Origin of the sequence: Streptomyces rapamycinicus NRRL 5491 (assembly GCF_024298965.1) — a bacterium.
GTDB classification, from domain to species: domain Bacteria; phylum Actinomycetota; class Actinomycetes; order Streptomycetales; family Streptomycetaceae; genus Streptomyces; species Streptomyces rapamycinicus.
The window spans coordinates 4,779,045-4,799,389 of record NZ_CP085193.1 but is presented as its reverse complement, the minus strand read 5'-3'; the positions used below and the strand labels follow the sequence as shown (position 1 = coordinate 4,799,389).

Genomic DNA, 20,345 nt, shown 5'->3' with positions numbered 1-20,345 from the left:
TCAGAGGACAGCGGCGTCCTCAGGGGCCTCAGGGGCCGAGGCGTCGGGCGCGGTGCCGTCGTCCGCCACCAGATGGCAGGAGACCTGGCGACGGCCGCCGCCCCCCGCGAGTCGCCGTAGCACGGGCGGCTCGGTGCGGCAGCGGTCGACGGCGAGCGGACAGCGGGTGTGGAAGCGGCAGCCGCTCGGCGGATCCAGCGGGCTGGGCAGCTCCCCGCTGAGCACGATCCGGGCACGCGACCGCTGCGCGGCCGGGTTGGGCACCGGGGCCGCGGACAGCAGGGCCTGGGTGTACGGATGCTTGGGGTCGGCGAACAACTCGTCGGCCGGGGCCTGTTCCACCAGCTGCCCCAGGTACATCACGGCGATCCGGTCGGCGAGGTACTCGACGGCGGCCAGGTCATGGGTGATGAACAGACAGCCGAACCGCCGCTCCCGCTGGAGGTCCGCCAGCAGGTTGAGCACGGACGCCTGGACGGAGACGTCCAGCGCCGACGTCGGCTCGTCGGCCACCAGCAGCTGGGGATCGACCGACAGCGCGCGGGCGATGGAGACCCGCTGCCGCTGCCCGCCGGAGAGTTCATGCGGCCGCCGCCGTGCCAGTTCGGGCCGCAGCCCCACCTGGGCCAGCAGCGCGGCGACCCGGTCACGCAGGGCGTCGCCGGAGGCCAGGCGGTGCAGCCGCAGCGGCTGGCCGACGATGGCGCCCACGGTCATCCGGGGGTCGAGCGAGGAGGACGGGTCCTGGAACACCAGGTGGAAGTCCCTGCGCAGCGGACGCAGCGCCCGCTTCGAAAGACGGGTCACATCGCGGCCGTTGATCGTCACCTGGCCCGCGGTCGGCCGGTCCAGCCGTACGGCGCACCGCCCCACCGTGGACTTGCCGCTGCCGGACTCCCCGACCAGGCCGACGATCTCGCCCCGGCCGATGCTGAGGCTGACCCCGTCGACCGCCCTGACGGTGCCGGCGGGGCCGGTGAAGTGGCGGACGAGGCCGCTGATGTCGAGCACGGCGTCATCCCGCGACGCCTGCGCGGGCGCGACGGTGGCGGTCATGAGGCGGCCTCCTCTTCGGGGCGTTCGCGGTGTTCAGGGTGTATCGGCACCGGATACCAGCACGCGGCCTCGTGCGGCTCGTGCGGCTCGGGCCGCTCGGATGGCTCGGGCCGCTCGGATTGCCCGTGCGGCTCGGGCCGCTCGGGTGGCCCAGAGCGCTCGGGCTGCCCGGTGCGCCCGTACCGTTCGTACCCCTCGCGCCTCTCGTCCCGCTCGCGCGGCGCCCGCGGCGCCCGCAGCGCCCGCAGCGGGGGCCTTTGCTCTCCGCACCGCTCGTCGGCGTAGGAGCAGCGGGGCTGGAAGGTGCAGTGGTCGGGCTGTTCGGTGAGGCTCGGCACCAGTCCGGGGATCTCCTGGAGCCGTCCCCGCCCGCCTTCCGCCCGCCGCCTGCCGGGCACCGGCACCGCGCCGAGCAGCCCGCGGGTGTACGGGTGGCGGGGCGCGCCGAACAGCTCGTCCACCGGGGCCTGTTCGACGCCCCGGCCCGCGTACATCACCAGCACCCGGTCGGCGGTGTCGGCGACCACGCCCAGATCGTGGGTGATCAGCACGATGGCGGTGCCGAGCCGTTCCCGCAGGGACTGCAGCACCTCCAGGATGCCCGCCTGCACGGTGACGTCCAGGGCGGTGGTGGGCTCGTCGGCGATGAGCACGGCGGGGTCGCAGGCGATCGCGATGGCGATCATCACCCGCTGTCGCATTCCGCCGCTGAGCTGGTGCGGATAGTCGCGGGCCCGCTGGGCGGGGGCGGGGATGCCGACGAGGTCGAGCAGGTCCACGGCCCGCTCGCGCGCCTCACGGCGGCCGATTCCCTGATGGCGCCTGAGGACCTCGCCGACCTGGCGGCCGATGGTGAGGACGGGGTTCAGCGAGGTCATCGGCTCCTGGAAGATCATCGCGATCTCCCGGCCGCGGACGTCCCGCAGTTCGCTCTCGTCCGCCCCCACCAACTCCCGTCCGCCCAGCCGGACGGAGCCGCCGACGCTCGCCGTGGGCGGCAGCAGCCCCATCACGGCGGTGGAGGTCACGGACTTGCCGCAGCCGGACTCGCCGACCACGGCCAGGACTTCACCGGCGGCGATGTCGTACGACAGCCCGTCCACCGCGTGGACCACGCGGGTCGGGGTGCGGAAGACCACGGACAGGTCCCGCACGCTCAGGGCAGGGGGCGCGGCGGACGTGGTCATCGGCTGTCTCCCTGGGGGTCGAGGATGTCGCGCAGCCCGTCCCCGAGCAGATTGAACGCGAGCGTCGCGGCGATGATCGCCAGGCCCGGGAAGACCGCCATCCAGGGCGCGGCGGCGATGTACGCCTGGGCGCTGGAGAGCATCACCCCGAGCGAGGGGGACGGCGGCTGGACGCCGAGGCCGAGGAAGCTCAGCAGCGCCTCGCCGATGATCGCGGTGGGGATGCCCACGGTGGCCTGGACGGTCAGCGCGGACAGGGCGCCGGGGAGGATGTGGCGGAAGAGCACGGTGCTGTCCCCGCCGCCGTTGGCCACGGCCGCCGCCACGTAGTCGAGGTGTTTGAGCCGCAGCGTCTCCGCCCGGGTGATCCGGATGACGGCGGGGATCTGCGAGACGCCGACCGCGATCGTGGCGTTCATCAGGGACGGCCCGAGGATGGTGGCCAGGCCCACCGCCAGCACCAGGAAGGGGAAGGCGAGCAGCGTGTCGGTGAGCCGGGAGACCACCGAGTCGGCGAACCGCCCGTAGTAGCCCGCGATCAGCCCGAGCGGCACCCCGGCCGCGAAGGCCAGCGCCACCGCGAGCAGCCCGATCTGCAGCGAGGCCCGCACCCCGTACACGACGCGGGAGAGCTGATCGCGGCCCAGGTCGTCGGTGCCCAGCCAGTGGGCCCAGCCCGGCTCGTGGAGGGCGGCGGCGAAGTCGGGGCGGGCCGGGTCGTACGGTGCGATGAGCGGTGCGCACACCGCGATCAGCACCAGGATCGCGGCGGCCACGGCCCCGGTGAGGGCCAGCTTGTTACGGGTCAGCAGCCGCAGCCGGGACAGCGGGGCGAGCGGGGCCCGCTCCCGTTCCTCGGCGGCGGGAAGGGTGGCGGCAGCGCTCACTGGGCACCTCCGGGGCCGATGCTCAACTCGGCACCTCCGAGCCGGATTCTCACTGGGCACCTCCGAGCCGGATACGGGGGTCGATCACCGAATAGGCCAGGTCAACCAGGAGGTTGACGAGGATGTAGGCGGTCGAGGTGAACAGCACCACGCCCTGCACCATCGCGTAGTCGCGGGAGAAGACCGCGTCGATGGTGAGCTTGCCGAAGCCCGGCAGGACGAAGATCTGCTCGGTGACCACCGCGCCCGAGATGAGGTGCCCGAGCTGAAGGCCGAGCACGGTCACCACGGTGACCAGGCTGTTGCGCAGGGCATGGCCCATGATCACCTGACGCCGGGAGAGCCCCTTGGCGCGCGCCGTGCGCACGTAGTCGGCGGACAGCGAGCCCAGCATGGCCGCGCGTGTCTGCCGCATCACGACCGCCGCCAGACCGGAGCCGAGGACGATCACCGGGAGCACCATATGGCGCAGGTTCTCCATCGGGTCCACGCCGAACGGCACGAAACCGGAGGCCGCGAAGACCGGGACGGCGATGGCGAAGGCGAGGACGAGCACGATGCCGAGCCAGAAGGCGGGCACCGAAAGCCCCAGCAGCGCCACCGCGTTGACCAGCCACTCCTCGGGCCGGCCGCGCCGGACCGCCGCCACCACCCCGGCGCCCACGCCGACCACGACCGCGAGCAGCAGGGCCAGGGCGGACAGTTCGAGGGTGACGGGCAGCGCCTCCATCACCGAGTCCAGGACCGGCAGCCCGGTGCGGGAGGAGACCCCGAGGTCGCCGGTGGCGGCGTGCCGCACATAGCGCACGTACTGCACCACGATGTTGTCGTCGAGCCCGTAGCTCTCGCGGATCTGGGCGATCGCCTCGGGCGTGGGCTCCTCCCCGGCCAGCGCGGTGGCGGTGTCGCCGGGCAGCGCCCGTACGCCGGCGAAGACCACGACACTGACCAGGAAGAGCGTGATCAGCGATTCGCCGAGACGGCGGATCGGATACGACATCAGCTCCCTCCCTTCACATATCCGGCGTCCTTGACCCGGATCAGCCCGTCGCCGAAGACCTTCAGCCCGGCGACCTTCTTCGTCACGGAGACGTAGTTCGTGGGCTGGATCAGATAGAGCACGGTGTGCGCGGCGCGGACGCGCTCCACCAGCCGGGCGTAGATCTTCTTGCGGGCGGGCTCGGCCGCCGTGGCGCCGCCCTCGGCGATCAGCCGGTCGATGGCGGGGTCGGAGAGCCCGCCGTAGTTCTGGGCGCCGCCGGTGCCGGCGAACACGTCGATGTTGCCCGCCGGGTCGAGCCGCCCCGACCAGTTGGTGGTCGCCGCCTGGAAGTCGCCCGCGCGGGAGTGCTCCAGACCGGTGGCGAACTCGGTGGGCGTCAGGCTCACCGCGAAGCCCGCCTCCTTGGCCATGGCCTGGATGACCTGGCCCAGCCGGTTGTCCTCCGGGGTGGTGCTGATCTGCAGCCGCACCCGGACCGGGGTGGTCACCTTGGCGGCCTTGAGCAGCCGCTTGGCCTTGGCCAGGTCGCGGGCCGGGCAGCGGGACCCGGTGGCGTACGGGGTGCCGGAGGGGAGCGGGCCGCAGGTGGGCCGGTAGCGGCCCTGGAAGACGATGGTGTTGATCAGGTCGCGGTCCAGGGAGAGGTCGAACGCCTCGCGCACCCGCGCATCCCGCGCGATCGGGGTGTCGATCCGGCCCGGCGGCGCCCCGGCGCCCTTGGTGTTGCCGATGTTGAGGGTCAGTCCGTAGTAGCCCAGCGAGGGGGAGTGGAACAGCTGCAGCCCGGGTTCGGTGAGCGCCCTGCCCACCTGGACCGGGTCCATCTGGTCGCCCATCTGGATGTCGCCGGACTGGAGGTTCGCCAGCCGGACGTTGCCGTCGGTGATGGTGCGGTAGATCACCCGCCGCAGGTGGACGGCGTCGGCGTCGTAGTAGTTCGGGTCCTTGTCCAGCACGATGCGGTCGCCCACCACGCGCTCGGCGTAGCGGAACGGGCCGACGCAGGTGGGGTGACTCGCGAAGCCCTTGCCGTGGCGCTTCAGCGCGGTGGGGGACATCACCATGCCCGCGCGGTCGGCGAGCAGTGCGAGCAGCGGGACGTACGGCTTGGCCAGCCGCAGCCGTACGGTGTCGTCGCCGACCGCCCGGACCGAGGTGAGGGGCTTCAGCTCGCTCGCGCGGACGGAACCGGTCAGCGTCCGGTGCCGGTCGAGGGAGGTCTTGACCGCCTTGGCGTCCATGCGGGTGCCGTCGGCGAACCGGACGCCGCGCCGCAGCTTGATGGTGACGGTGCGGCCCCCGTCGCCAGTCGTGGGCGGGGCGGCGGCGAGCTGCGGCACGATCCGGTTCTCGGCGTCGACGTCGTAGAGCTTCTCGCACATCGCGGTGAACACGGTCCGGCCCACGGCGGTGCTGGCCAGGGTGGGATCCAGCTTGTCCGGGTCCGATTTGAGGGCGATGGTGAGCGTTCCGCCGTCGCGGGCGGGCCGGGGGTCGGTCATCCGGTCGGCGCCCACCTCGGCCGTGGGGGAGGCCAGGGAGGCGCAGCCGGCGGTGGCGCCTGCGACCAGCACACACAGCATCCGGGCGGCGAGGGCGGCGGCGCGCGGTCGGTGGGGGGTGGGGGGGGGCCGGTCGCTGGGTCCGCTCGTTCTTTGGCGCATGGCGGGGTGCCTCACTGCTGGGGACGTCGGGGCGCGCGCTGCGGTGCGGCCAGGATGGCGCAGGGACAGCAGTTGGTCCATTGGTAGGACCAAATTGATGTCGGCAGACGCTAGCGTGCGGACCCGGTGGCTCCGGTTGCCCGCCCGTCACCACCTGGTTAAATCCACTCGCGGTGGTGGCCGGGACCCGCGCGTCGGCGACCGGGCGGACGCCGGGCGGACGCCGGGCGGACGCCGGGGTCGGCGCCCGCCGCGTATGAGACTCTGGACCACCGGCGGGACCGGAAAGCTGAAGAAAGCTGAAGAAGGCGGAGGAAAGCCAGGAGATGGACTGGCGGCAACTGCGGCACTCCACCCTGTCGAGGCCGGACGCGCTGGCCGTCGGCCTGGAGCGGCTGATCCTGAGCGGAGAGCTGGCGCCCGGTTCCCGCGTCCCCCCGGAGCGGGAGCTCGCCGAGAGCCTCGGCGTCTCCCGGGGCTCGGTCCGCGAGGCGCTGCGCGCCCTCGCCTCGCGCGGACTGGTCGCCCGGCGCCCCGGCTCCGGCACCGTCGTGCTCGACCCCGGGGCCACACCGCGCGGCGACGTCCTGGCCTCGGGGCTCGCTGCCACGGCGGAGCTGTTGCAGGTCATGGAGGTGCGCGCGTGCATCGAGCCCTCGGTGACCGCGCGGGCCGCCCGTCGCGCCACCCCCTCCGACATCGTCCAGTTGCACGCCCTGCTGGACGCGATGCGACGGGAGCCCACCCGGCAGGAGTTCACCGACCTGGACCGCACCTTCCACCGCGCCATCGCCCAGTACACCCGCAACCCCCTGCTGCTGCGGCTGCTGGACCGGGTCTACGAGATCGGCGAGCCCGGGCGGCGTAAGACCTCGCTGTCCGCCGCCCGCCGGCGCGCCACCATCGAGGAGCACCAGGCCATCCTGCGGGCGATCGAGGCCCGCGACCCGGAGGCGGCCCGAGCGGCCTCCGAGGCGCATCTGGACTCGGTGCTGCACCGGATCGAGGAGCAGCGGCGGCGCACGGAGGCGCGGGCGGATTCGGCGGGAGCCGAGGCTGTCGAGGCCGGCCCGCGAGATCCCGATGAGGCCGGTCCGCGAGATCCCAAAAAAATTTCGGACGGGGATGTCGAGAACGCGTGACCGGCTCCGTCCCCGGGGTGAACGCGACCACAATGGGCCGCATCCGCATCGAGGAGAACGACGATGGCCAAGTACCTGCTGCTGAAGCACTACCGCGGCGCCCCGGCTCCGGTGAACAACGTGCCGATGGACCAGTGGACGCCGGAGGAGATCTCGGCGCACGTGCAGTACATGAACGACTTCGCGGCCCGGCTGGAGAAGACCGGCGAGTTCGTCGACGGTCAGGCGCTCGCCCCGGAGGGGTCGTGGGTGCGGTACGACGGTGAGGGCCGGCCGCCGGTCACCGACGGCCCGTTCGCCGAGACCAAGGACCTCATCGCGGGCTGGATGGTGATCGACGTCGACAGCCACGAGCGCGCCGTCGAGCTGGCCGGTGAGCTGTCGGCCGCCCCGGGGAAGGGCGGGAAGCCGATCCACGAGTGGCTGGAGGTGCGCCCGTTCCTGGCCGCCAAGCCCAGCACCACGGAGTGCACCTTCAAGTGACGCAGATGAACGAGGCCCTGATCAGGAGCCTCACGCCGGGCGTGCTCGGCATCCTCGTCCGCCGCGGAGTCGATTTCGCGGCGGCCGAGGACGCCGTGCAGGACGCGCTCATCGAGGCGGTCCGCGTGTGGCCGGCCGACCCCCCGCGGGACGCGAAGGGCTGGCTGGTCACCGTGGCCTGGCGCAAGTTCCTCGACGCGACCCGGGCGGACGCGGCCCGCCGCCGGCGCGAGGACCTCGTCGAGGAGGAACCGGCGCCCGGGCCCACGGCCTCCGCGGACGACACGCTCCAGTTGTACTTCCTGTGCGCTCACCCGTCGCTGACGCCGTCGTCCGCCGTCGCGCTCACGCTGCGCGCGGTCGGCGGGCTCACCACCCGCCAGATCGCCCAGGCGTATCTGGTGCCCGAGGCGACCATGGCGCAGCGCATCAGCCGGGCCAAGCGCACCGTCTCCGGCATACGGTTCGACCAGCCCGGCGACGTCGCCACCGTGCTGCGTGTGCTGTACCTGGTCTTCAACGAGGGCTACTCGGGCGACGTCGACCTCGCCGCCGAGGCCATCCGGCTCACCCGGCAGCTCGCCACCGCGATCGACCACCCCGAGGTGGCGGGGCTGCTCGCCCTGATGCTGCTCCACCACGCCCGGCGTGCCACCCGGACGGCGCCCGACGGCAGCCTGGTGCCGCTCGCCGAGCAGGACCGCTCCCGGTGGGACACCAAGGCGATCGCCGAGGGGGTGGAGATCCTCCAGGCGGCGCTCGCCCGCGACCGGCTGGGCGAGTTCCAGGCCCAGGCCGCCATCGCGGCACTCCACGCGGACGCGCCCACCGCCGAGGAGACCGACTGGGTGCAGATCGTGGAGTGGTACGACGAGCTCGCGGGTCTGACCGACAGCCCGGTCGTCCGGCTCAACCGCGCGGTGGCGGTCGGCGAGGCCGACGGCCACCGCGCCGGGCTGGCCGCGCTCGCGGAACTGGACGCGGCTTCCCCCAGCTCTTCGAGCGGGGGACACCCCTTGCCCCGCCGCGCGGCGGTGGCGGCGTACCTCCACGAGCGCGATGGTGACCTGGCGACGGCGGCCCGGCTGTACGCCGAGGCGGCCCACAAGGCGGCCAACCTCGCTGAACGCGACTACCTGACCCGCCAGGCCGCCCGGCTCAACACCGGCCGGTCCCGCTGACGGCCCGCACCAGCGAAATGTCGGCTCACGGGCGGACGTAGCGGTCGGGGTTGCCCTGCGGCCAGTTGATGGTGAGGCTCTGGCCGTCCCCGCTGACCACGGCGTGGCCACCGGAGATGGTCTCGCCCTGACAGGTCATGGTCACGGCCATGCTCGCGCTGATCGTCCCGGGGCAGGACTTGCCCTGGTACCCCACGGAGAGGGAACCGCCGCTCACGGTCATCACGAGCGGCTTACCGTTCGGGTCGCGCACCGTGGAGTACCACGTGCCCTGCACGCTCGCCGGGGCGCCCGCACGGGTCGGCGCGGGGGCCTGCGTCTTCGGGGCGGTGCGGCGCGGGGCCGGAGTGGTGCCGTCGGCGGTGCGGGTGGCCCGGGGGCTGCTCGGGCTCGCACTGGGGCTCTTGGCGGGCTTCGTACGGCTCGGGCTGGGGCTCGCACCGGTGGGAGTGGCGGACGCGGTGCCGCGTTCCGCGTCGTCCGCCTTCTGGGCGGACGCCGTCTTGTCGGAGGCGCCGGACGACTGGTCGCCCTTGTCGTCGTCCTTGCCGCAGCCGGTCAGCGCCAGAGCCAGTACCGCGACGGCCACGGTGGCGGCCGCATTCATTTTCCGCACGAGAATCCCTGATATTCCTGAGTGAACGGGGAAGGCATGAGGGAAGATCTTGGCAGGCGGATACGCCGAAGCTCCACAGATTCCGGAGATGTTCTCCAGGAAATGTTTACTGGAATCCGGATCAGTTTCCCTGCGCCGCCTCCCGTGCGATGACCTCCGCGGCGACCCGGGCGGACGGATGAGGCCGTCCGCCGCGGCCAGCAGGGTGAACAAGGGGTTAAGCGGTCAGGAAAGGCCGGTTACGGCGATGTCGTTATTCCTTGTGCAACTCCCTTCGGATAACTCGATGACCTGCGGCTGCGGGAAACGCGCGGGAAGCTAGGGGATTTCCGGAGCAACCGCTTGCCGTCCAGCACGGTCTATCGGGGCGATCGAAGACACCAAATTGCCGACAGCCGGTGCCGGTGACTCAACCGAAATTTCTCACCGGCCCGATCGGCACTCATCGCACGAAGGGCCAATTCCCTATGCGCAGGTATCGGACCATGGCCGCCACGGCCACCCTCGCTCTCGCCCTGGGGGGAGCCGCGTTCGCGGCGCCCGCCGCCCAGGCGGCCCCGACGACCTCGGGCTCTCTCGTCCACGAGGACGGCGAGCTCTGGTACAAGGCCGCCGCGGGACAGAAGAACAATCTGACGGTCTCCGAACAGATCGTCAGCCGTGGTGAATTCGAGTCCTATTACGTCCTCACCTTCCGCGACCAGGGTGACATCACCATCGATCCGGAGGCGGCGAACTGGGACGAGTGCACCTACCCGACCGCGGGCGATCACACCGTCGCCCAGTGCGCGGTGGAAATCCCGCAGAACTCCGACGACTCCGACAACTTCGACGTCGATCTCGGTGACGGCGACGACACCGCGAAGATCGACCCCGATGGTTCGGCCTACGCCGGAATTCACGGCGGCGCCGGCAACGACGTCCTCCAGGGCAGCGCCGCGCCCACGTTCTACGGCGAGGACGGCAACGACAAGATCGACGGTGGCGGCGGCGTCATGGGCTTCGGCGCCTACGGCGGCGACGGCGACGACACCATCACCAACTGCGCGCAGGAATGCCACGGTGACGCCGGGAACGACACCATCACCGGTGGCTCCGAGGACAACGTCCTGCGCGGGGGCACCGGCAAGGACATCCTGCGTGGCGGCAAGGGTGCCGACGCCATCTACGGCGACCAGGGCGACGACACGCTGTACGGCGAGGACGGCGACGACACGATCTACGGCAACAGCGGCAACGACGTGCTGTGGGGCGGCCAGGGCAATGACACCCTCTCCGGCGGCCCGGGCAGCAACGAGGTGCACCAGGACTGAGACCGGGCGGCACTAGGTCTCACCGGGGCCGGGGCTCCCCTCACGAGCTCCGGCCCTCCCCTTCGCCTGCGTCCCTTCGCCCCTCCCCGTCGCCTACTTGCCCCAGATCTCGCGATACGCCTGCCGATAGCCCTCGGAGTCCCACGACAGCGCGCCACCGCTGTTCGCGGCGGTGGTGATGTGCACCGACGGAACGTATCCGCTGGCGGGCTTGTCCGCGAAGGCGCGGTTGAACTCATCGACCATCTGCCAGCCCTGTTCGGTGAGGGGCTCGGGCACCGTGGCCGCCTGGAACCGCTCGCCGTTGACGCGCTGGAAGGCCGACGGGTCGCCGTCCCCCGCGCCGATGTTGAACGGGGCGCCCGCGCCGTCCTTGCCCGCGGCGCGCAGGGCGGCGGCGGTGTGCCGGAAGTACAGGTCGTTGATGGCGGCCGAGTACGTCCACTTGTCGCCGAAGCGTGAGAGCAGGGACCGGACTTCCCCGATGGCGCGCTTGTTGACCTCGGGTATCGGCATGTTCCGGTAGCTCAGCAGCTTGACGTCGGAGCAGGTGGCGAGCTCCTTCTTGATCAGGTCCGACTTGTGCTTCGCGAACGGGACCGTGCCGTCGGTGAACAGCACCACGCCCGCGCGGCCGCCCGAGCGGGCGATGATCCAGTCGGCGCTGATCTTCGCGACGTCCTCGACCCGGGTGGTGACGTTGGTGAAGAGATCCGGGCTCCCGTCCGGGCCCGGGGTCGGGGCGGCGTGCCAGCCGAGCACCGGAATGCCCGCAGCCTTGGCCTCCTTGATCTCGTCGGCGACGCTGCCGGGGTCGAAACCGGCGATGGCGATGCCGTCCGGCTTGAGGGCGAGCGCCTTCTTGAAGGCGGACCGGTAACCCTCCGGCGTGCCCTGGCCGTTGATGGTGCGGGCACTCCACCGCAGCAGCGACGCGGCTTCCCGCACGCCCTGGGCGACTCCGGCCGGACCGGGGTTGGAGAGGTCATGGGCGATGAAGACGACGCTCTTGCCGTGACCGGCCGCCCCGGGCCCGGTGGTGGGGCCCTTCCACGGGGCGTCGACGGCCTCCGCCTTCTTGACGGCTTGTTTGGCTCTGGAGAGGACGGTCGGGCAGCCGGGCTTCGCGGAGGTCCGGTGGGTCGTGGTGGAGGCGGCGCCGGGCTCGCAGCCGGCGGTGGCCACGGCCAGCAGCGCGGTGGCCGTCAGGGCCGCCTTGCGGGTGGGGTGCACGGGTCTCCTCGCAGGGCATGGAGTGGTACGGAGAGTTCGGGCCGGTTGGGTGGACCGGGGATGGGCCGGGGTGGAGCGGGGTGGGGGGCGGGATGGACCGAGGGGTGGGCCAGGGGCTGGGAGCAGACAGGGTACGGGTGGCGGCGCCGCGCCGGGCAGCCCCCTTCGGCACCCGCCGCCCCATCGAGCACAGTCGTGAACAAGCCAGCCCTCGCACCACCCTCGGCCTCCACCCCATGACCACCGAGCGGCCACCTCCCGGCCACCGGCTGGGCGGCTGGCGGGGCGCCGCGGGATACGTAGATGACCTAAACCCAGCAAACCGTGGAAATTCCGTGGCCGTTGAGAGGCCATCCCTTGCGCGTGTGCGCGCAGGCGGTAGTGTTCACGCCCGGTCAGGCATGTGGCGCGAATCAATCGCTCGCATTCCGGCCGGAATCGCCTTCGCCGTCGTCCCGTTTCCCGGTGTCGGCGATCGGCGGCAACAACACCTCGGTCACCGCTCAGGAGCACATCGAAGGAGGACCTGGGTGTCTGTGGACACGGCGGACCCGCCGGCCGACCAGGCGGGTCGCACGACGGGTCGTAAGGCGGAAGCCCTCGGCGCGTTCCTCGACCGCTGGCCGTTCCGGCGGAAGCTCAACGTCCTGGTGATCGTGCCGCTGACGGTCGTCGGCGCGCTCCTCGGCCTCGCCGTGAACGGCCAGGTGCGGCAGGCCCTGGACGCCGACCGGATCGCCGAGCGGGTGCGCGACAGCGGCCAGGTGGCCCGGCTGATCAACGACGTACAGGCCGAGCACCGGGAGGCGCTCCTGCTCTCCGTCGAGCAGGAGGCGGTCCGCCCCGGTGCCACCCTCCCGTCCACCGCCGACTACCGCCGGGCGCAGCGGGTCACCGATGAGCGGGCCGCCGATGTGCGTTCGGCGTTCGGCTCCGCCCTGCCGAAGGACGAGGCCCGGGCCCTCGACTACGTCCAGCGCCTGAGCGTGCTGCGGGACAAGGTCGAACGGGGCTCGGTGCCCGCCGCCGGTATCGACCCCGCGTACGCCGCGGCCGTCGGCTATCTCATCGACGGCATCGGACTCGACCACTTCTCCGACAGCCCCTCGTCCTCCGTCATCGAGCTGGTCGACGCCGTGATGCGCGCGGACGCCGCCCACGCGGCCTTCGAGGGCGGGGTGTTCTCCGCCCAGACCCAGGACGCCAACGGCCTCACCGAGTACACCCGCGCGGTCGGCGCCCACCGGGTCTACGAGGAACAGTCGGAACGTTTCGCCAGGGTCGCCGACCCCGACCAGGTGCTGCGCCTCGACGGCATCGAGCGGAACGCGGAGGAGAACGGCATCGAGGACCGGTTCGCCGAGCTCCAGATCGACCCCAGCTCGCTGCAGGGCCAGTCGCCCCGGCAGCTGCGCACCGCGATGGCCCAGGGCAACAGGCAGGCCGAGGCCCGCCTCGGGATCGCCCGCTCGCTGATCGGCGAGATCGCCGACCGGGCCGACGACGTCTCCAACGACGCCCTGTACAAGGCGCTGGCCCTGCTCGCCCTCGCCGTCCTCGGCTTCGCCGCCTGGCTGACCTTCTCGTTCCTGGTCCGGCGCTCCGTCGTACGCCCCCTGGCGGCCCTCACCGGCGCCGCCCACCAGGTGGTCGAGGTGGCGGACGAGGAGCTCGCCAAGGTCGAGGACGACGACACGACCGACACCACCCCGCTGCGGCCCCGCCCGATCCCCGTCCCGGTGCGCGACGAGATCGGCGATCTGGCCGAGGCGTTCAACCAGGTGCAGGTCACCGCCGCGGCGCTGCTGGAGCGGCAGGTGCTCAGCCGCCGCAACGTCGGCGAGATGTTCGGCAACGTCGGCCGCCGGGTCAGCAACCTCACCACCCGCCAGCTCACCCTGATCGACGCCGTCGAACGCGAGGAGACCGCACCCGACATCCTGGAGCGGCTCTACCGCATCGACCACATCGCCGTACGCCTCCAGCGCAACGCCGACAGCCTGATGCTGCTCGCCGGGATCCGGGAGACCGAGCTGGACGCCCGGCCGACGACGCTCGCCGATGTGATCCGCGCGGCGCTCGGTCAGATCGAGGGATACCAGCGGGTGTCCCTGCGGTCCGAGACCGAGGCCACCGTCGCGCCCGACATCACCGGCGACCTCACGCTGATGCTCGCGGAGTTGCTGGAGAACGCGGTCTCGTTCTCCCCGTCCGACACCCCCGTCGAGGTCGTCGTCCGGCCCGGCACCGATGTCACGGCGGACGGTGGCGCGCTGATCGAGGTCATCGACCACGGCCTCGGCCTGGCCGCGGAACGCCTCGGGGAGGAGAACGCCCGCCTGGTGCGGCGCGAGCGGCTCGACCTCGTACCGACCAAGGTGCTCGGCCTCTTCGTGGTCGGCAGCCTCGCCCGGCGCTGGGGCATCCGGGTCACGCTGAGCCGTACCCCGGGCGGCGGGGTCACGGGCAGTGTGTGGGTGCCGTCGACGCTGCTGGTGGCGCGGGGAGCGGGGGAGGAGCCGACGGTTGCGGCTTCGGTCACGGCCGCGGGTTCGGGGAAGGGCGCGGCAGGGGCCGGGCGGGAGCCCGCGCCCGCGCCCGCCGCCGCGCCTCCGCCCGTACGGGCCTCCGCCACCGAGCCCGAGCGGCGCCCGGCGGCGCCGGTGACGGAGTCGGGTCTGCCGCGGCGCGTCCCGGCGGCGTCCCGTACGGACACGGAGTCGGCCGCTGAGGTGGCGCAGCCAGCGAACGAGCCGTCGGCCGGGACGGAGCGGTCTGCCGCGAACGAGCCGACCGCCGCGAACGAGCCGACCGCCGCGAAGGAGCCGTCGGCCGGGACGGAGTGGTCCGCCGCGAACGAGCCGACCGCCACCCCGGCCGCCGCCCCCGGCTCCCGCCCCCTCCGCCGCCGCGTCCGGGGCGCGACGCTCGACAAGACCACCTCACCGGCCGACCGGGCGATCCCTGCGACGCGCCGTCCCGCCGACGCCGACGCGGTCCGCTCCGAACTCGACGAGTTCGAGGCGGCCGTACGCAGGGCGGAGCGGGACAGCGCCGCCGCCACCGCGGCCGAAGCCATGCCATCGACACATCAGCGACCACGGAAGGAGTCGGGCAGTGACCACGCCGACAGATAAGAGCGGTACCGCTGAGCGCGAAGCCACCGATCTGCGAGCCGCCGCGGCCGACTTCACCTGGCTGCTGGACCGATTCGCCACCCAGACCGCCGGTGTCGTCGACGCCATCGCGGTGTCCTCCGACGGTCTGCTGATCGCCGTCTCCCAACTGCGGGAACAGGCCGACTCCGAGCGGCTCGCCGCGATCGTCTCAGGTGTCACCAGCCTCGCCGCCGGTGCCTCCGGCAACTACGGCCTCGGCGACCTCAACAAGGTCATCATCGATCTCGAGGGCGGCCATGTACTGGTGTCGTCCATCGGCTGCGGTGCCGTGCTCGGCGTGGTGACCACGAAGGAGGCGAAGCTGGGCAACATCGCCTACGAGATGACCCTCTTCGCCAACCGGGCCGGGACCGCGCTGACCCCGCAGCTCGTCATGGAGCTGAAGAAGAGCGCCGGGTCCGTCGGCTGACGGGTCGCGCGGCGCGTGGAGGAGGGGGGTCGAGATGGTCGCCGGTGAACCAGTACCGCACGAAGCGGCAGCGCACGAAGCCGTAGCGGAGGAGGCGGCAGGGCGGGAGACGGAGGACGGCGCCCGGGCCGCCCCGGAGCCGTCCGAGCCCGCCGAGCCGTCCGAGCCCGCCGTGCCGTCCGAGCCCGCCGTGCCGTCCGAGCCCGCCGTGCCGTCCGAGCCCGCCGTCCGTGCCCCCGCCGTCCGCCCGTTCCTGCTGACCGCGGGCAGGGTGTCCGGGAGCGGCGCCGCGCCACCGCTCCCGGTCGAGACCCAGATCGTGGCCACGCCGGACGGGCTGTCCGCCCTGCGGTCGCTCGCCTTCGAACGCCGCGACATCGTCGCCGCCTGCCGACGCCCCCAGTCGGTGGCGGAACTGGCCGCCCGGCTGCGTCTGCATCTCAACGTGGTCCGGGTCCTCGCGGAGGACCTGTGCGCCGCCGGACATCTGGCGGTCCACGTCCCGGACGCCGGGACCGTCCACGACATCTCCGTACTGCGAAGGGTTATCGATGGTCTCCGTGCCGTCCCCGACTCACGGGGCTCACTCCGCGACAGCGGTTGAAGAACCGCCACTGCCGGTCAAGCTGGTCATCGCCGGTGGCTTCGGGGTCGGCAAGACCACGGCGGTGGGCGCGATCTCCGAGATCCGGCCGCTGACCACGGAGGCGTTGATCACGGAGGTCGCGGCGGGCGTGGACGACCTCACGCACACCCCCGGCAAGACCACCACCACGGTCGCCATGGACTTCGGCGTCATCACGATCGACCCGAAGCTGAAGCTCTATCTGTTCGGCACACCGGGCCAGGACCGCTTCGGCTTCATGTGGGACGACGTGGTCGAGGGCGCCCTCGGCGGTCTGGTGATCGTGGACACCCGCCGCCTGGACGACTGTTACGCGGCGGTGGACTACTTCGAGCACAAGGACATCCCCTTCGCCGTCGCCATCAACGCCTTCGACGGCGAGGTCCAGCACGATCTGGACGAGGTCCGCTGGGCCCTGGACATCTCCGAGCACGTTCCGCTGATCGTCTTCGACGCCCGCGAGACGGGCTCGGTCCGCGACGCGCTCCTGGTCGTCCTCGACGTGGCCCTCTCCCGCGCCCAGTCCGCCGCCCACCAGGCCTGACAGGACGTAACGGAACGGCCGACGACGCGACCGGGATCAGCGGACCGGGATCAGCAGACCGGGATCACGGGTCGCCCTCCTCCGGCAGCGACCGCAGATGGGTCCGGCGCCCGTCCTGGTCCAGGATGCCCAGGGCCTCGGCAGGCCCGCCGTGCGCTCCGAAGGCGTGGGGGATCATCGTGGAGAACTCCGCCGCCTGCCCGGTCTCGACGACGATCCTCCGATCTCCCAACACGAGCGTGACGGCCCCGGACAGGACCGTGAACCAGTCCCTGCCCGGATGGACCTTGAGCGCCTGGGCACTGGTGGGGGCCGGTTCGGTGAGGCGCAGCTTGGCCACGATGACCCCGGGCTGCCGGTTCAGCATTCAGGTGGTCAGCCCGCGCGCCGCGTCATGCTGCGGCCGGATGATCACGTCATCGTCGGCGGTCGACTCCACCAGCTGATCCAGACCGGTCCCCAGGGCCCGCGCTATCGCGCTCAACTGATCGAGACCGATCCGTCGATGCCCCGTCTCGATCCGGCTCAGCGTGGACGGGCTCAGATAGCAGCGGGCGGCCAGATCGTCCAGCGACCAGCCCATGGCCGAACGCAGTCCCCTGATCCGCTTGCGAACCAGGGTGTCGAGAGCGCTGTCCTCTTGCGTCATACGCGAGATGGTATGTCGCTGAGGCAAGCCCCGCTTACGCTCGAAACATGACGGACCACCACCACGAGCACCACCACCAACACAGCGCCGCCGGGGCGGACGACTCGGCCTGGGCCGAACTCCTGGACCTCGACGCCGAAGTCCTGCACACCTATCTGTCCGACGTCACGTCTCAGCTGGCCCAGTTGACGCGGGACGACCCACCCGGCCGCATCCTCGACCTGGGCAGCGGCACCGGCACCGGCACCCTCGCCCTGCTCCAGCGCTTCGAGGACGCCGAGGCGATCGCCGTCGACCGATCCCCCGACCTCCTGGAGCGTCTGCGGGGCAAAGCCCGCGCACACGGAGTGGCGGACCGCGTCCGAACCGTCCAGGCGGATCTGGACGACACATGGCCGGACTTCGGCCCCGTGGACCTGGTGTGGGCGTCGGCCTCCGTCCACCACCTCGCCGACCCCGACCGTGGCTTGCGCGAGATCTTCGAGCGGCTGCGCCCCGGCGGTCTCCTGGCCGTGATCGAGATGGCGGGCTTCCCGCGCTTCCTCCCCGACGACATCGGCCGAGGGCGGCCCGGCCTGGAAGCCCGCTGTCACGCCGTACAGGCCCAGGAGCACGCCGAGCGGATGCCGGAGCTGGGCTCCGACTGGGGCCCTCGCCTCTCCCGCGCCGGATTCGGCATCGTGACGGAACGCCCCTTCGCCATCGATCTGCGTCCCCCGCTCCCCGAGCCCACCGGCCGCTACGCCCGGGCGTTCCTCCGCCGGCGGCGACCACCTCATCACCAGCCGCCTCACCCACGGCTGGCACGAGCTCACCCGCCACGGCCACCCCATGCGGCTGGACGTCCTCGCTCCGGCGGCGGCGACCGCCCTGCTGCGCCACGTCGCGGGTGCGGACGACCCGGACCCGGATCAACACCCGGCCGCTGAGGAGCCGGCCGCTGAGGAGCCGCCGCCGAAGAGCCGGCCGCTGAGGAGCTGGCCGCCGAGCTCGGCCACCTGCCGCTGGCGCTGGAACAGGCGGGGGCGTACATCCACCGCACCCGCGGGACGTACTCCGGCTACCTCGAGCGCTTCCGCACCCATGCCGCCCGGCTCCTCGACACACCGGGCGACGGCGACCCGCACGGCACGACCATCGCCCGCACCTGGCGGATCACCCTCGACACCGTCGCCGAGCGCGACCCGCTCGCCGTGCACCTGCTGCGCGTCATGGCCTGGCTCGCCCCGCAGGACATCCCCCGGGACCTCTTCGCCGCCCTGACCGACGAACCGGGCGCGGAGCGACGCGCTGGCGCTGCTGAACGACTTCAGCATGATCACCCTCACCCGCGACACCGTCGCCGTCCACCGCCTGGTCCAGGCCGTCGCCCGCACCCCCGCCCCCCAAGACCCCCACCGCACCGAGTCGGCCGTCTCCGACGCCAGAACCACCGCCGCGGCCCTGCTCGGACAGGCACTCCCCGATGTCCCGGAGACGCGTCGACCCCACCGCCCGGATCCGCTCGAGTCCGAGCGACCTGAAGACCACCACCGAGGCCGCCAACCGCCATGACCGGCGGCCTCTTTGACTTCACCCATGAGTGGTGAGTAACTGTTCGCCGCACGTCGTACGGCTCTGGAGGCGCTCCGTGGGTGAAGCAGAAGTGGCGGACGAGACGAAACCGGATGGCGCGAAGCCGGAAGGCGCGAAAAGCGCGAAGCCGGAAGGCGCGGAAGCACGCTGCCCCCTCGGCGACTTCCCGTTCGCCGCGGAGCACCCCCTCGAGCCCCCGAAGGAGTGGGCGGCGCTACGGGCGGAGGGATGTCCGGTCCCGGAGCTGAGGCTGCGCTCCACCGGCGCCCCGGTGCGGGTGCTGACCCGGTACGAGGACGTGCACGCGATGCTGTCCGATCCCCGCTTCCCCCGGGACGCGAGCGAGGCGGGGCCGGACGGAATCGGTACGGGCGAACGGCACCAGCGCTGGCGGCGCCTGGTGGACCAGGCGCTCACCGCGAAGCGGGTCGCCGCGCTCCGCCCCCGGATCGTCACCATCGGCCACGCCCTGGTGGACGCCATGGAGGCCGGGCCGACCCCCGCCGACCTCTGGGCGGGTTTCGCGTACCCGTTCCCGGCGCGGGTCGTCGGCGCCCTGCTGGGCGTACCGGAGGCGGACTGGGACCGCTTCGCGTACTGGTCGGGCGCCCTGTTCGGCGGGGACCGCTACGGCGAGCGGGAGACCCGCACCGCCCGCGAGGAGCTTCTGGCGTATCTGGGCGAGCATGTGGCCCGGACGCGGAGCGCACCGGGAGACGATCTGCTCAGCAAGCTGATCGAAATAACCGACGCCGCCGACCCCCGCCCGCCCGGGGCGGTCCTGGTCCAGATCGCGCGGGGCCTGATGCACGCCGGTCACGAGACCACGTCCAGCGTGATCGGAAAGCTGGTCCCGGTCCTGCTCGACGACCGTTCCCGCTGGCAGCGCCTGCTGGACGACCGCACGCTGGTCCGCCCGGCCGTCGAGGAGTTGCTCCGCTTCGACGTCAACCGTGGCCCGGGCATGCCCCGCTATCTGACGGAGGACGCCCAACTGGGCGGCGAGGTGATCCCGAAGGGCAGCACCACCGTTTCGGTCGTCGCCTCCGCCAACCGCGACGAGCGGATGTTCCCCCGCCCCGACCAGCTGGACCTGACCCGCACCCCCAACCGCCACCTCGCCTTCGGCGCCGGCGCCCACTCCTGCATAGGCCAGGCCCTGGCCCGCACCGAACTGCACGTCGCCCTGGAAATCCTCCTGGACCGCCTGCCCGGCCTCGACCTGGCCGTCCCGTCCTCCGAGCTGGCGCGCCGCGCCGGAGTGCTCACGGACAGCTTCGAGCAGGTCCCGGTGGTGTGGTAGCCGTCGTCGAGGGCTACCGACTGTCGGTCACGCCCAGGCCGCGGCGTACGCCCACGAGGGTTTGCATGCCGATGACGACCCACACGAAGTTCGAAGTGACCGATGGCCAGGCGCCATTGGCGGCCGCCGATACGGCCAGCAGTGCGCCACCGAGCATGTTGATCGATTGGGATGTGCGCGAATCCGGTTCGATCCGCCGACGTGACACCAGGGCGTAGGCCGTGGCGGTGCACAGGGCACCGATCCACCCGGATGCCGTGGCGACCGGGGGCAGCAACTCCTCCATACCGCCATGG

General features: G+C 72.3%; 20 protein-coding genes and 1 pseudogene. 11 read left to right on the top strand and 10 right to left on the bottom strand.

Annotated elements, in window-relative coordinates; genetic code table 11:
- The 5 genes from LIV37_RS19730 to LIV37_RS19710 form a co-directional block, all read right to left on the bottom strand.
- Nucleotides 1-1,056, bottom strand: a complete 1,056-nt coding sequence (locus tag LIV37_RS19730; RefSeq protein WP_020868874.1) for an ABC transporter ATP-binding protein — start codon at nt 1,054-1,056, stop codon at nt 1-3.
- Entirely contained in the window at nt 1,053-2,243 is a 1,191-nt protein-coding gene (locus tag LIV37_RS19725) for an ABC transporter ATP-binding protein (protein WP_020868873.1), read from the bottom strand. Before LIV37_RS19725 ends, LIV37_RS19730 begins: the two co-directional genes overlap by 4 nt.
- On the bottom strand, nt 2,240-3,070 hold the full coding sequence (locus LIV37_RS19720) for an ABC transporter permease (RefSeq protein ID WP_121825368.1): 831 nt from the start codon (nt 3,068-3,070) through the stop codon (nt 2,240-2,242). The genes LIV37_RS19725 and LIV37_RS19720 overlap by 4 nt, the downstream gene beginning before the upstream one ends.
- 109 nt (nt 3,071-3,179) lie before the next feature.
- Nucleotides 3,180-4,130 carry an ABC transporter permease gene (locus LIV37_RS19715; RefSeq protein ID WP_020868871.1) on the bottom strand — a complete coding sequence of 317 codons (951 nt, stop codon included), beginning with the start codon at nt 4,128-4,130 and terminating at the stop codon, nt 3,180-3,182.
- Nucleotides 4,130-5,716: an ABC transporter substrate-binding protein gene (locus LIV37_RS19710; RefSeq protein WP_020868870.1), complete on the bottom strand. Its 1,587-nt coding sequence runs from the start codon at nt 5,714-5,716 to the stop codon at nt 4,130-4,132. The genes LIV37_RS19715 and LIV37_RS19710 overlap by 1 nt, the downstream gene beginning before the upstream one ends.
- Before the next feature lie 407 nt (nt 5,717-6,123).
- On the opposite strand from LIV37_RS19710, the gene LIV37_RS19705 reads away from it, so the two are divergent.
- From LIV37_RS19705 to LIV37_RS19695, 3 genes are all read left to right on the top strand, one after another.
- The gene (locus LIV37_RS19705; RefSeq protein WP_020868869.1) at nt 6,124-6,939 is read left to right on the top strand and encodes a FadR/GntR family transcriptional regulator; all 816 of its coding nucleotides are present in this window, start codon (nt 6,124-6,126) and stop codon (nt 6,937-6,939) included.
- A gap of 63 nt (nt 6,940-7,002) precedes the next feature.
- Nucleotides 7,003-7,422, top strand: coding sequence for a YciI family protein (locus tag LIV37_RS19700; protein WP_020868868.1), 420 nt, complete (start codon nt 7,003-7,005; stop codon nt 7,420-7,422).
- 5 nt (nt 7,423-7,427) lie between these two features.
- A complete protein-coding gene (locus tag LIV37_RS19695) occupies nt 7,428-8,603 on the top strand; it encodes an RNA polymerase sigma factor (protein WP_121825370.1) in 1,176 nt (391 codons plus the stop codon).
- A gap of 25 nt (nt 8,604-8,628) precedes the next feature.
- Here the strand turns inward: LIV37_RS19695 and LIV37_RS19690 are convergent, their stop codons facing one another.
- Entirely contained in the window at nt 8,629-9,219 is a 591-nt protein-coding gene (locus LIV37_RS19690; RefSeq protein WP_148717823.1) for a hypothetical protein, read from the bottom strand.
- Nucleotides 9,220-9,704: 485 nt separating this feature from the next.
- Here LIV37_RS19690 and LIV37_RS51780 point away from each other — a divergent pair, with 485 nt between their 5' ends.
- Nucleotides 9,705-10,532: a calcium-binding protein gene (locus tag LIV37_RS51780; protein ID WP_020868865.1), complete on the top strand. Its 828-nt coding sequence runs from the start codon at nt 9,705-9,707 to the stop codon at nt 10,530-10,532.
- A 93-nt stretch (nt 10,533-10,625) separates the two neighbouring features.
- Here the strand turns inward: LIV37_RS51780 and LIV37_RS19675 are convergent, their stop codons facing one another.
- Nucleotides 10,626-11,765: a substrate-binding domain-containing protein gene (locus tag LIV37_RS19675; protein ID WP_020868864.1), complete on the bottom strand. Its 1,140-nt coding sequence runs from the start codon at nt 11,763-11,765 to the stop codon at nt 10,626-10,628.
- Nucleotides 11,766-12,295: 530 nt separating this feature from the next.
- Here LIV37_RS19675 and LIV37_RS19670 point away from each other — a divergent pair.
- From LIV37_RS19670 to LIV37_RS19655, 4 genes are all read left to right on the top strand, one after another.
- Nucleotides 12,296-14,902, top strand: a complete 2,607-nt coding sequence (locus tag LIV37_RS19670) for an ATP-binding protein (protein WP_121824740.1) — start codon at nt 12,296-12,298, stop codon at nt 14,900-14,902.
- Nucleotides 14,883-15,353, top strand: coding sequence for a roadblock/LC7 domain-containing protein (locus LIV37_RS19665; protein WP_020868862.1), 471 nt, complete (start codon nt 14,883-14,885; stop codon nt 15,351-15,353). Before LIV37_RS19670 ends, LIV37_RS19665 begins: the two co-directional genes overlap by 20 nt.
- 190 nt (nt 15,354-15,543) lie before the next feature.
- Nucleotides 15,544-15,957, top strand: a complete 414-nt coding sequence (locus LIV37_RS19660; RefSeq protein ID WP_121825371.1) for a DUF742 domain-containing protein — start codon at nt 15,544-15,546, stop codon at nt 15,955-15,957.
- A complete protein-coding gene (locus LIV37_RS19655) occupies nt 15,905-16,522 on the top strand; it encodes a GTP-binding protein (protein WP_121824741.1) in 618 nt (205 codons plus the stop codon). The genes LIV37_RS19660 and LIV37_RS19655 overlap by 53 nt, the downstream gene beginning before the upstream one ends.
- A gap of 64 nt (nt 16,523-16,586) precedes the next feature.
- Here the strand turns inward: LIV37_RS19655 and LIV37_RS19650 are convergent.
- Nucleotides 16,587-17,171: pseudogene (locus LIV37_RS19650) on the bottom strand (helix-turn-helix domain-containing protein).
- 47 nt (nt 17,172-17,218) lie between these two features.
- Between LIV37_RS19650 and LIV37_RS19645 the strand changes: the two are divergent.
- Nucleotides 17,219-18,100: a class I SAM-dependent methyltransferase gene (locus tag LIV37_RS19645; RefSeq protein WP_020868857.1), complete on the top strand. Its 882-nt coding sequence runs from the start codon at nt 17,219-17,221 to the stop codon at nt 18,098-18,100.
- On the opposite strand, the gene LIV37_RS19640 is transcribed toward LIV37_RS19645, so the two are convergent.
- Nucleotides 18,083-18,487, bottom strand: a complete 405-nt coding sequence (locus LIV37_RS19640; RefSeq protein ID WP_020868856.1) for a hypothetical protein — start codon at nt 18,485-18,487, stop codon at nt 18,083-18,085. The genes LIV37_RS19645 and LIV37_RS19640 overlap by 18 nt on opposite strands.
- On the opposite strand from LIV37_RS19640, the gene LIV37_RS19635 reads away from it, so the two are divergent.
- Nucleotides 18,486-18,725, top strand: a complete 240-nt coding sequence (locus tag LIV37_RS19635) for a hypothetical protein (RefSeq protein ID WP_020868855.1) — start codon at nt 18,486-18,488, stop codon at nt 18,723-18,725. The genes LIV37_RS19640 and LIV37_RS19635 overlap by 2 nt on opposite strands.
- A gap of 76 nt (nt 18,726-18,801) precedes the next feature.
- Complete coding sequence (locus LIV37_RS19630; RefSeq protein WP_121824742.1) at nt 18,802-20,049, top strand: cytochrome P450; 1,248 nt, start codon at nt 18,802-18,804, stop codon at nt 20,047-20,049.
- Nucleotides 20,050-20,062: 13 nt separating this feature from the next.
- Here LIV37_RS19630 and LIV37_RS19625 read toward each other — a convergent pair whose 3' ends face one another.
- Nucleotides 20,063-20,335, bottom strand: a complete 273-nt coding sequence (locus LIV37_RS19625) for a CBU_0592 family membrane protein (RefSeq protein WP_020868853.1) — start codon at nt 20,333-20,335, stop codon at nt 20,063-20,065.
- Nucleotides 20,336-20,345: the final 10 nt, after the last annotated feature.

What these genes read in the sequence shown, in the direction of transcription:
- LIV37_RS19730 (WP_020868874.1), bottom strand. Translation starts at nt 1,056, where the DNA reads ATGACCGCCACCGTCGCGCCCGCGCAGGCGTCGCGGGATGACGCCGTG.
- LIV37_RS19725 (WP_020868873.1), bottom strand. Translation starts at nt 2,243, where the DNA reads ATGACCACGTCCGCCGCGCCCCCTGCCCTGAGCGTGCGGGACCTGTCC.
- LIV37_RS19715 (WP_020868871.1), bottom strand. Translation starts at nt 4,130, where the DNA reads ATGTCGTATCCGATCCGCCGTCTCGGCGAATCGCTGATCACGCTCTTC.
- LIV37_RS19710 (WP_020868870.1), bottom strand. Translation starts at nt 5,716, where the DNA reads ATGCTGTGTGTGCTGGTCGCAGGCGCCACCGCCGGCTGCGCCTCCCTG.
- LIV37_RS19705 (WP_020868869.1), top strand. Translation starts at nt 6,124, where the DNA reads ATGGACTGGCGGCAACTGCGGCACTCCACCCTGTCGAGGCCGGACGCG.
- LIV37_RS19700 (WP_020868868.1), top strand. Translation starts at nt 7,003, where the DNA reads ATGGCCAAGTACCTGCTGCTGAAGCACTACCGCGGCGCCCCGGCTCCG.
- LIV37_RS19695 (WP_121825370.1), top strand. Translation starts at nt 7,428, where the DNA reads ATGAACGAGGCCCTGATCAGGAGCCTCACGCCGGGCGTGCTCGGCATC.
- LIV37_RS51780 (WP_020868865.1), top strand. Translation starts at nt 9,705, where the DNA reads ATGGCCGCCACGGCCACCCTCGCTCTCGCCCTGGGGGGAGCCGCGTTC.
- LIV37_RS19655 (WP_121824741.1), top strand. Translation starts at nt 15,905, where the DNA reads ATGGTCTCCGTGCCGTCCCCGACTCACGGGGCTCACTCCGCGACAGCG.
- LIV37_RS19645 (WP_020868857.1), top strand. Translation starts at nt 17,219, where the DNA reads ATGACGGACCACCACCACGAGCACCACCACCAACACAGCGCCGCCGGG.
- LIV37_RS19635 (WP_020868855.1), top strand. Translation starts at nt 18,486, where the DNA reads ATGATCACCCTCACCCGCGACACCGTCGCCGTCCACCGCCTGGTCCAG.
- LIV37_RS19640 (WP_020868856.1), bottom strand. Translation starts at nt 18,487, where the DNA reads ATGCTGAAGTCGTTCAGCAGCGCCAGCGCGTCGCTCCGCGCCCGGTTC.
- LIV37_RS19625 (WP_020868853.1), bottom strand. Translation starts at nt 20,335, where the DNA reads ATGGAGGAGTTGCTGCCCCCGGTCGCCACGGCATCCGGGTGGATCGGT.